This is a genomic window from Fibrobacter intestinalis (genome assembly GCF_900167415.1).
GTDB classification, from domain to species: Bacteria; Fibrobacterota; Fibrobacteria; order Fibrobacterales; family Fibrobacteraceae; genus Hallerella; species Hallerella intestinalis.
Genome location: NZ_FUWU01000014.1, coordinates 52,852 through 62,704 on the forward strand (window position 1 = coordinate 52,852; position 9,853 = coordinate 62,704).

A 9,853-nucleotide genomic window follows, 5' to 3' on the forward strand; every position below is an offset into this window, starting at 1 on the left:
GTCCCTGCCCTTCGGCAGGCGAGCATCTGGTGGATCCTCTTACCGATAATTCAATTCAATTCTTTTTTGACTGTAAATCGATTGCCCGCCATTGCAGGCGTAAGCGACAATGCACACGACAAAAAAAGCGGGAAGAGTGCCAAAACCAAAAATTTCACAGCCGATGAACATCGGAGCGAGCCATGTTTTTGTAGCGCTTCCAAAAACCGCAGCATACCCGAGAGCCGCAGCAAGCGGAAAAGGAAGTCCTAATGCGACAGAAGCGACCGCGCCAAAACTCGCACCGATGCTAAATAAAGGTGTCACTTCTCCGCCGACAAATCCCGCCGAAAGGGTTAAAATCGTCAAAACGAATTTCAAAATCCAATCGTAATTATAAATGCCCTCGGCATATCCATTTGCACCGATAAAGCTCCAGTCAATTAGATTTGTTCCTAACCCAGAATAGCGCCCTTGCCAGAGCAACAGGAAAAGGATACTCAATGCGACGCCCATCACAGCAACCCGCCGGATTTCATTCGGAAATTTTTTGGCAAAGAACGCACGGGAAAGCTTTAGCACCTTCGCAAAGCCGCCGCCCACAATGCCAAAAAGTACTCCGAGCAATGCCAGTTTCAAAATGAAATTCACATCCAGCGAACCCTCATGAACAAAAAGAGAAAACACATCCAAGCCGCCGTTCTTTTCTAACAAACCGTTCAAATCCACAGAAAATTTGGGAAGCCCCAGCATATTTGAAACCTTGCAAGCGGCAAAGGATGCGATCGCCGTCGGGAATAGGGATTTCAAATCGAGATAGCCGACAATCAGAACTTCCAGCGCAAAAATTGTCGCCGCCAAAGGAATCTGGAAAAGTCCCGAAAATCCAGCGGCCATTCCCGCGACAAGCAAAATATGTCCCGCATTTTCAAAGGGGAGTTTTTTGCCCACGCCATGGCCCAAAGCCGCACCCATCTGCATGGCAACGCCCTCGCGCCCAGCGCTTCCACCAAACAAATGCGTCATCCACGTGCCAACGGCGACAAATGGAATCATTCGCCACGGAATGCCGAATTCCTTTCCTTGCCCCACGGCAAAAACCAGGTTCAAGCCGCGTTCCGAACCTTTTCCCCATTTTTTATAAGCAAACACGATTCCCACACCGACAAGAGCCAGCAAAGGAATAAAATACAACGGATGAGCGTCCCGCAAATTTCCAACAAGCAAAAGGACTCGACCGAAAAACGCCATCAAAGCACCGATAAAAGTTCCCAGCAAAAGCGCAACAAGCGAGAGTGCCGGCAAAGAAAGCCACTTTTTGCAAAATCCGACAAGGCGCGACTTCATCTGCGCCTTTGCCATTTTCATCATCTGCTCTTTCATTTCGGGAGACATTCCCGCGAACATTTCCTGAAACTGCTTGTATTTATTGGAGTTAAAATTCATCATCGGATTTGTTCCCTTTTAAAATGGCAAAAATGTTTATTCGGATGCGCCCTATTCCAGATTTTGCAGAATTTTTTCCAGCATCGCGTGGCAGCCTTTGTTCACATCTTTCCACGTCTCTTCAAAATCGCCGGTGTACCAAGGGTCAGCGACATCCCGATTTTCTCCGCACCAATCCATCAGCAAAGAAATTTTCCCTTTGACTTGAGGGTCCGTTTCTCGCGCATAAATATCAGCGGGCAAAATCCAGCGAAGATTTCGCAGATTATTCAAATCCATCAAAACGATGTAATCATAGTAGGAGTAATCTTCGGCTGTCATTTGTACGGCAAATTTTCCGTGGCAATCGATTCCATTTTTGAGCAAAATTCTGCGAGCGGGAGGATATACGGGATTTCCGATTTCTTCGGTGCTTGTCGCCGCCGAAGCGATTACAAAATCAGCAGGCGCATATTTTTTCCCAACGGGGATTTTTGACACTAGTTTTTTCATGACAAATTCCGCCATAGGGCTTCGGCAGATATTTCCATGACAAACAAAAAGAATGCGAACCATTTTTACCGTCCACGCTTATTGCGGAATCGCCGCGATTAATTTTTTCGTATAGTCCGCCTGGGGGTGCAAAATCACATTTCGGCTCGTTCCCGTTTCCACAATGCGACCATTGAACATCACCGCTACGCGATCCGTGTATTGCGCGACCAGTCCCATATTGTGCGTAATCAAAAGCACCGCTGTTTGCGATTGATTCGCCATTTGTTTCAACAAATTCAGCACCGCCGCTTGCACGGTCACGTCCAAAGCCGTCGTCGGTTCGTCCGCAATAATCAAATCCGGTTCCGAGACCAGAGCCATCACGATGCAAATCCGTTGCAACATTCCTCCGCTCATTTCGCAGGGGTAGCCGTTCAGCACGCGTTCCAAATCCGAAAAACCCGCCGATTGCAAGAGTTCCCGAATTTTTTCCAACGCTTCCTTTTTGGGCGTTTCAGGAATCGCTTCCAAAAGTTGGCTTTTGATTTTGCGAACAGGATCCAGTGCCTGCATCGGTTCCTGAAAAATCACCGAGATTTTTTTCCCGCGAATCCTCCGCAATTCCACCGGTTTCATCTGGAGCAAATCTTCGCCGTGAAAAATCGCCGATCCCGAAATCACTTGTGCCGAAGGACGAGGCAAAAGTCCCAAAAGGCTCATCGCCGTCACGCTCTTTCCGCTGCCCGATTCGCCGACCAGCGCAAAAAATTCTCCAGGGCGAATTTCAAACGAAACGTCAAAAGTCACCTGTTTCCGCTGTTCCCCGCCAAAAGCCACCGAAACATTTTGCACCGAAATCACCGGCGACACGTTTTCTGCCAAATCATTCATAACGGTCTCCGCGTTTCGGATCCATAACATCCCGGATTCCTTCGCCGACAAAAGTCGTCAAGAGCAGAGTCACAAAAAGAGCCGCCACCGTGCTGACCGAAATCCACGGCGCATACAAATTGTTCAAGCCTTCGCTCATCAGTTCGCCCCAACTCGGCGTCGGCGGTTCCAGTCCAAAACCCAAAAAATCCAGCGACGTCAAGCTGCCAATTCCGCCGATCAACGTAAAAGGAAATAGCGAAATCACAGGAGTCATCGCATTCGGCAAAATCTCTTTGAAAAAAATATGCAACCTTCCCATTCCCAGCATTTTCGCTGCACGCACATACTGTTGTGAACGCAACTTCAGATATTCCGCGCGCATATAATAACTGAGCGAAATCCAGTTAAAAGCCGCCATAATCGCAATCAGCAATACAAAACTGCGCCCGTAAATAGAACCGATTAAAATGACCACATACAAAAACGGCAGCGACGACCAAATTTCAATCCCCCGCTGCATAAAGATGTCCCACTTGCCGCCCAAATAACCCTGAATCCCGCCGATGACGATTCCCAAAAACGTGCCGAGCAACGTCAAGAGCAAACTGAAACTCATGCAAATTCGAAAACCGTGAATCAGGCGAGCAAGAACGTCTCGACCATGCGCATCCGTTCCCAGCAAGTGCCGGTGGCTAGGCGCGAATGGCGGCGTCCCTTCTTCTGAAAGATCCGCTTTCAAAGGATCCTGCGCAATCAAGGGCATGAGCGCCCATACGTTTTTTCCGTTTTCCTTTGCTTCGGAAATCAACTTGGGGTAATCCGGTTCGGTCTGGTATATTCCCCCGAATTCCGTTTCGGCGTAAGAGACAAAGGCTGGGAAATAAGTTTTCCCTTCATAGCGCATGAGCAGCGGTTCATCGTTCACCAACCACGGCGAGAGCAGCGAAAACGCATACAGAGCAACCAGTGCCCAAAACGAAACAAAAGCCAACCTGTTTTTTTTCAGCAGCAGAATTTTCTTTTGGGTTTCGGACGAAATTTTGAACATCTGCGCCTCAGCCGAATCGGATTCTCGGGTCCACAAAAGTGTAAAGGATATCGCTGAAAAGACGACCGAACATCGTGAGGACGCTCGAAAGCAAAATCACGCCCATCACAACATTGTAATCCCGATTCACCATGGAATTGTAATAAAGAAGTCCCATGCCGTCGATGTCGAAAACTTTTTCAATTAAAAGGGCTCCCGCAAAAAGAAGGGTGAATATTTCGGAAAGGCGCGTGACAATCGGAATCAGCGCGTTCCGCAAGGCGTGCCGAACCAGAGCTTCGCGAAAAGAAAGTCCCTTCGCCATCGCCGTCCGCATATAGTCCTTGCCCAATTCTTCGAGTACGCTGTTCTTCATTAAAAAAGTCAAAAAGGCGAACTCGCCGATCATATAGCAAAACATCGGGAGCGTCCAGTGCATCAGAACATCTCCAGCTTTTCCCCAAAAGGAGAGCTCTTCAAAATCTTCGGACACGATGCCGCCCAGCGGGAAAATATCCAAAAAAGAGCCGCCCGCCAAAAAGATGATAAGGAGAATGCCAAGCGCATAACCGGGCATCACATAGCCCGAAAAAATCACCGCCGAAGACGCCTTGTCAAACAGGGAATGGTTCCGGACCGCTTTGGCAAGCCCCAGAGGAATGCACACGAGATAGCTCAAAAAAAACGAAGTGATTCCAAAGGCCAGCGAAACAGGAAAGCGGGAAGCGATGACATCCCACACCGGGATTCCGTAGGAATACGAAGTTCCCAAATCCAGATGGACGACATTCCACAGCCAGTCCAGATAACGCTCCCACGCCGGCTTGTCAAAACCGAAATAGCTCTGAATCTGCGCTATCTGTTCGGGAGAAATCGCCTTGGACGCCGAAACTCCCCCATGAGCTGCCGCCGCGGACTGCACCTTGGCAATCATTTCCTCGACGGGACCGCCCGGAATCAACTGCACCAAGGCAAAGCAGACGACCGTAATTCCCAAAACCGTGGGAATCATAAGCAGCAATCGGCGGATAATATAGGCTTTCATGGATAAGGGAAATTTAACTTTTTCCCGCTTTTCTTTGGATTTTTCACGCTTTTTGCGCCCTCAAAATCATTTTTTGCATTTCTACGCAAATTTTGCGTTATTCGGTCTCCATTTTCACGCCCCCTTGACAAAAGGACAAAAATTTTCTCTTTTTGCTTTCGACAAACAGAAATTTAACCCTTTTTGGAGATAAGGATATGCCTTGCGGAAAGAAAAGAAAGCGTAAGAAGATTGCGACCCACAAACGTAAAAAACGTCGTCGTCGTGATCGTCAGAAGAAGAAGATTCGCTAGTATCAGCTGACTCTTTCCGAAGACTTGCGGAATAGTAAAAGGGAAGCCTTCCGGTTTTTCCTTTTGTTTTTGTTTTAAAAGCAAAATCAGCTTCGCTTCTCCAAGGAGCGGGGGTGTTGAGAGTTGAGAGTTGGAACTGAGAACTAAGAACTGAGCTCCCCTTTGAAAAATTTTTCAGCGCGAGTATTTTGTAGAAGTTCGTATATAATTCCCATTTCTCTTTTTGCTACCTTTCCCCTATGCAAATCGAAGGCACGCTTAAAACCATTACCTTTCGCAATTCGGAAAACGGATTTTCGGTCCTTAAATTCTTGGTAGAAAGCGAAGCGCGCCCTGTCACCGTCACGGGTTCCTTTCCCGACCTTTCCATTGGCGAATCGCTGCGGATGGAAGGCGACTGGAAAATGCACCCGAAATACGGAAGGCAGTTCATTTGCACAAAGAGCGAGGCCTTTGTCCCCGAAAGCGGAGCCGGACTTGTCGCCTACCTGTCCGGAGGGCTTTTCAAAGGAATCGGGGAAGCGACTGCCAAACGCCTTGTCGATACTTTCGGAAACGATTTAGTGCACATCCTTGACGGCGACGGTGATGCGCTGGCCAAAAAGAAAATCAAAGGATTCTCTGGGAAAAAGGTCACCAAGTTTTTGGAAGACTGGCGGCAAATGCGGGAAAGCCGGGAAACGATGCTGTTTCTTTACGGGCACGGTATCACGGGAAGCGTCGCTTTAAGGCTGTGGAGGCAATACGGTCAAAGTACCGTCCAAATCATTTCGCAAAATCCCTACCTGCTCTGCGAAGAAGTCTGGGGAATCGGATTTACCAAAGCCGACGCCATCGCCAAAAAAGTGGGCATCCCCGATTGGGACGAAAGACGTCTGGAAGCGGGAATCTGCTTTGCCATATTCAAAGCCTCTTCCGAAGAAGGGCACACTTACTTGCCCCGCGAAGTTCTGCTAAAAAACGCCGCCAGAGAACTGCGCCTACAAATGGATTCGCAAGAAGCTTTCGACAATCTGGCTTATGCGCTAGAACAGCTTTTCAAAGAGCGCAAACTGAACGAGGACAACGACCGGATAGCGATTCCCAATCTGGCCCGCGCCGAATTTTTCGTGGCTGAATTTATTCGTAAGCGCATGACTTCGCACGAATCCGATTCCGACAATTTTCAAAAACTGGAAGAACTGCTCTCCGCTTTAGAAAAAGAACAGGGATTTGCATACGATCCCATACAAAAAGCGGGAATCATCCAGGCATATCAAAGCCGCATTTTCATTATCACGGGCGGACCGGGAACAGGAAAGACCACCCTTCTTAAAGGCATTCTGGCTCTTGCCGATGCGAACGAAGTGGACGTCACCCTTGCCGCGCCCACGGGCCGTGCCGCCAAAAGAATGCAAGAAGTGACCGGCCACGAAGCCAAGACTTTGCACCGCTTGCTCGAAATCAATCCCGAGACTCGGCGGTTTTTGCGAAACGAGAATTTTCCGCTTGCTACGGGAATCGTCATCGTCGATGAATTTAGCATGGTCGATACCTGGCTTTGCGCAGGACTGATGAAAGCCATCCCGGAACAGACGCGCCTTATATTGATCGGCGACAAGGATCAGCTGCCCAGTATCGGCCCGGGAAACGTTCTGCGAGACCTTTTGCAAATTTCGCAAATTCCCAATATCCGGCTTCACCATATTTTTCGTCAGACCGGAGGAAACGACATCGCCGAAAAAGCGGCCATCATCAACCAAGGGAAAAAGCCGTCGCCGACAGAAGGCAACAATTTTCACTACCGAACCTTTACCGAACCCGAAGAAGCCCTGCTCGCATTAAAAGAACTCGTCACCGAAAAGATCCCGTCGATTTTCAAAAACGCCTGCAAAGATTTGCAGATTCTGGTTCCTGTGCATAAAGGTCCCCTCGGCACGATTTCTTTAAACAGCTGTCTGCAAAATCTTCTCAACGATTCTTCGGACGGATTCACTTCGCACGGCGTTCTCTGGAAAAGGAACGACCGGGTGATGCAAATGAAAAACAATTACGAGAAAAATATTTTCAACGGGGACATCGGGAAAATCATCGCTCAAGAAAAAAGCAAAGACAAAATCACCGTGGATTTTGACGGGCATCTTGTCTGCTACGAATCCGACGAACTGGAAGAGCTTTCGCTCGCCTACGCCTGCACCATCCACAAAAGCCAAGGAAGCGAATACCCCGCCATCGTTCTTGTACTGAACGCCGACACGCCCTGGATGCTGCAAAGAAATCTGCTTTACACGGGAATCACCCGCGCCAAAGGACACGTTTGGATTCTTTCAGGGAACGGCGCTTTTGAAGAAGCCATTCGCAATAACCGGATGCAACTCCGCTATACGCGCTTATGCGAGCTGGTCTCCAGCGACCTCGAAGACGAAAAAGATCCCGACGCCAAAACGCCGGGACCTTACGATAAATTTCTTTCGTTTTTAAACGAATAAATCCAGTGAGAGAATCGTGGATAGAGACTACGAATCACTCGCCTTTTATGCAACCGCTTTTTTGAAAGAGCAAGGTCCTATTTAATTCCTGTACTGCCAAAGCCGCCGCGGTTTTTATCTTCCAGGGTGCTCTCTTCAAAATGGATTTTGGGCTGATTTTCCATAATGCGGAATTGGGCGATACGGCTGCCCTTTTCGATAACGACATCTTCCGTCGCGTAAGCCGGGAACTTCCACCAGTCCTCTTTGCCGCAGTAACTGGAATCGACGACGCCCACGGAATTCGCCTGCAAAATTTTCCAGTTTTTGAACGTGGAACTGCGCGGTGCGATATGCGCTTCATAACCTGCGGGCAGCTTCATTGCGACCCCCAGATGAATCAAGCGGAACTCCCCTTTTTTCAAAGAAACGGTTTCCGCTGCGCGCAAATCAATCCAGTCCGATTTACCGCCGATATATTCCAAACGCGGAATCGAATCGTCCAAATACTGAATTTGAATGACCTGTTCCATTAGAGAAGTTCCTTGCGCAAGTCCGCATCGCTTTTGCACGAAAGGTAAGCGGGCGGCACATCCAGAACCGTTTTGCAACCGAACGAACTCGCCTGTTCAAATTTTACGGCGGCTCGGACGTAAGCGACCAAAACCGAAGCGGTAAACGCCGGATTTGAATCGAGCTTCAGGCTGTATTCAATCACATTGGAAAATTCGTCTTGCAGACCCGTTTTCCCCGAACGAATCACAAAGCCACCATGAGCCATTCCCGAATGATTTTTTACAAATTCATCTTCGTCAATAAAATGGACAACCGTGTCGTAATCCGCAAAATAGTTCGGCATGGTCTTAATTTCTCTTTCCACTTCGGCAGCGTTTGCGCCCGCTTCCAAAACGACGAACACTTCCCGCAAGTGCTTTTCCCGAGTCGAAAGTTTCGGAGCCTTTCCCGAACGAACCGCTTCCAGCGCACTCTCAATGGGGATCGTATATTGCTTGGCGTTTTTCACACCGCGAATCCGGCGGACGGCATCGGAATGTCCCTGCGAAACGCCCTTACCCCAGAACGTGTAAGTTTCTCCGTTCGGCAGAATCGAATCCGCATAAACCCGACTCAAAGAAAAAAGCCCCGGATCCCAGCCGACCGAAATGATGGCGACTTTATTCCCGGCTTTTGCCGCCGAATCGACAGCCGCAAAATGCGAAGGAATTTTAGCGTGCGTGTCAAAGCTATCGATCACGTTAAAATGCTTGGCAAATTCTGGAGTCTGCATCGGCAAATCCGTAGCGCTTCCGCCGCAGAGAATCATCACGTCGATTTTGTCTTTCCAATCCAGAACGTTTTGAATCCCCACAACCGGAACGCCCGCCGTCAAAAGTTTTAGCGAAGCCGGATCCCGACGGGTGAACACCGCAACGAGATTCATGTCCGAAGATTTCTGGAGGGCGCATTCCACGCCGCGTCCAAGATTACCATAACCAAGAATTCCAATTCGAATCATAAAAATCCTTTATGGCCTCTTCTAAAAATTCATATTCAAAAAATCGATAGCGACCGTTTTACCGGCAGTCCATTCGACTTCTCTTCATTCAAGCCATTTTTAGAAGCAGCCTTGTTTTGAAGCCCGCTTAATTTACAAATTTTGAAAAGAATTTGGAAAACCCCACATCAAAAAGACGCTCTGAAAATCAAAATTCTTTGGGACAGACAACCATCAGCACAACACGCCCAAGCGTCCAATTTCATCCTATCTTGCCGCCAAAAACTTTCTCCGTTTTTCCATCCATTTAGCGAGCGATTCCCAAAACTTTTGGAGAGCCATTCTGCCATTTTTGGAAATTATATACAAAATTCCTCCAAATACCCTCAAATATTTTTTTTCAAAACGAGAATTTCTTTTCACAAGATGAATTTCTTCTCGCGGGTCGCGAGGTGCTCGCTTACCCATGAGCCTTGGGAACTTGTTCCCTTAGGCGAATTGTCCCTTTCAGGGATACTTCAACTACGGAATCGGAGATTCCTAGTTTCAGGGATGCGCAGCCGAAGCAATCTGTGCTGGCACCTCGTCATTGCGAGGAACGTAGCGACATGGCAATCTTGTCAGCGGGAAAGGATTGCTTCACCCCTCCGGGGTTCGCAATGACGTAAAAACAACCGCCCGCTCAAGGAACGCAAGCGAGCAGGCAGTCCCGTACACAATCCGTCCCAGCGAGGAACAAAGCGACCCATGAGTCTTGGGAACTTGTTCCCTTAG

At 48.6% G+C, this 9,853-nt stretch carries 8 protein-coding genes; 1 reads left to right on the forward strand and 7 read right to left on the reverse strand.

The genetic code is table 11. The annotated features are described in order from the left end of the window. Positions 1 to 39: 39 nt before the first annotated feature. The 5 genes from B5D40_RS05460 to B5D40_RS05480 all read right to left on the reverse strand — a co-directional run bounded on the left by B5D40_RS05460 (position 40) and on the right by B5D40_RS05480 (position 4,844). Positions 40 to 1,362, reverse strand: coding sequence for a chloride channel protein (locus B5D40_RS05460; RefSeq protein ID WP_369832921.1), 1,323 nt, complete (start codon positions 1,360 to 1,362; stop codon positions 40 to 42). A 114-nt stretch (positions 1,363 to 1,476) separates the two neighbouring features. Continuing rightward, positions 1,477 to 1,980: a low molecular weight protein-tyrosine-phosphatase gene (locus B5D40_RS05465; RefSeq protein ID WP_078776099.1), complete on the reverse strand. Its 504-nt coding sequence runs from the start codon at positions 1,978 to 1,980 to the stop codon at positions 1,477 to 1,479. 15 nt (positions 1,981 to 1,995) lie between these two features. Then, the gene (locus tag B5D40_RS05470; RefSeq protein WP_158222188.1) at positions 1,996 to 2,790 is read right to left on the reverse strand and encodes an ABC transporter ATP-binding protein; all 795 of its coding nucleotides are present in this window, start codon (positions 2,788 to 2,790) and stop codon (positions 1,996 to 1,998) included. Then, complete coding sequence (locus tag B5D40_RS05475) at positions 2,783 to 3,820, reverse strand: ABC transporter permease subunit (RefSeq protein ID WP_078776101.1); 1,038 nt, start codon at positions 3,818 to 3,820, stop codon at positions 2,783 to 2,785. The genes B5D40_RS05470 and B5D40_RS05475 overlap by 8 nt, the downstream gene beginning before the upstream one ends. 7 nt (positions 3,821 to 3,827) lie before the next feature. Beyond that, on the reverse strand, positions 3,828 to 4,844 hold the full coding sequence (locus tag B5D40_RS05480; RefSeq protein WP_073305215.1) for an ABC transporter permease subunit: 1,017 nt from the start codon (positions 4,842 to 4,844) through the stop codon (positions 3,828 to 3,830). Positions 4,845 to 5,376: 532 nt separating this feature from the next. Between B5D40_RS05480 and recD2 the strand changes: the two genes are divergently transcribed. Then, the gene (recD2, locus tag B5D40_RS05490) at positions 5,377 to 7,605 is read left to right on the forward strand and encodes an SF1B family DNA helicase RecD2 (protein ID WP_078776102.1); all 2,229 of its coding nucleotides are present in this window, start codon (positions 5,377 to 5,379) and stop codon (positions 7,603 to 7,605) included. Positions 7,606 to 7,682: 77 nt separating this feature from the next. On the opposite strand, the gene B5D40_RS05495 is transcribed toward recD2, so the two are convergent. Beyond that, a complete protein-coding gene (locus B5D40_RS05495) occupies positions 7,683 to 8,117 on the reverse strand; it encodes a dUTP diphosphatase (RefSeq protein WP_073305221.1) in 435 nt (144 codons plus the stop codon). Further along, positions 8,117 to 9,100 carry a diaminopimelate dehydrogenase gene (locus B5D40_RS05500; RefSeq protein ID WP_073305223.1) on the reverse strand — a complete coding sequence of 328 codons (984 nt, stop codon included), beginning with the start codon at positions 9,098 to 9,100 and terminating at the stop codon, positions 8,117 to 8,119. Before B5D40_RS05500 ends, B5D40_RS05495 begins: the two co-directional genes overlap by 1 nt. Between the last annotated feature and the right edge of the window lie 753 nt (positions 9,101 to 9,853).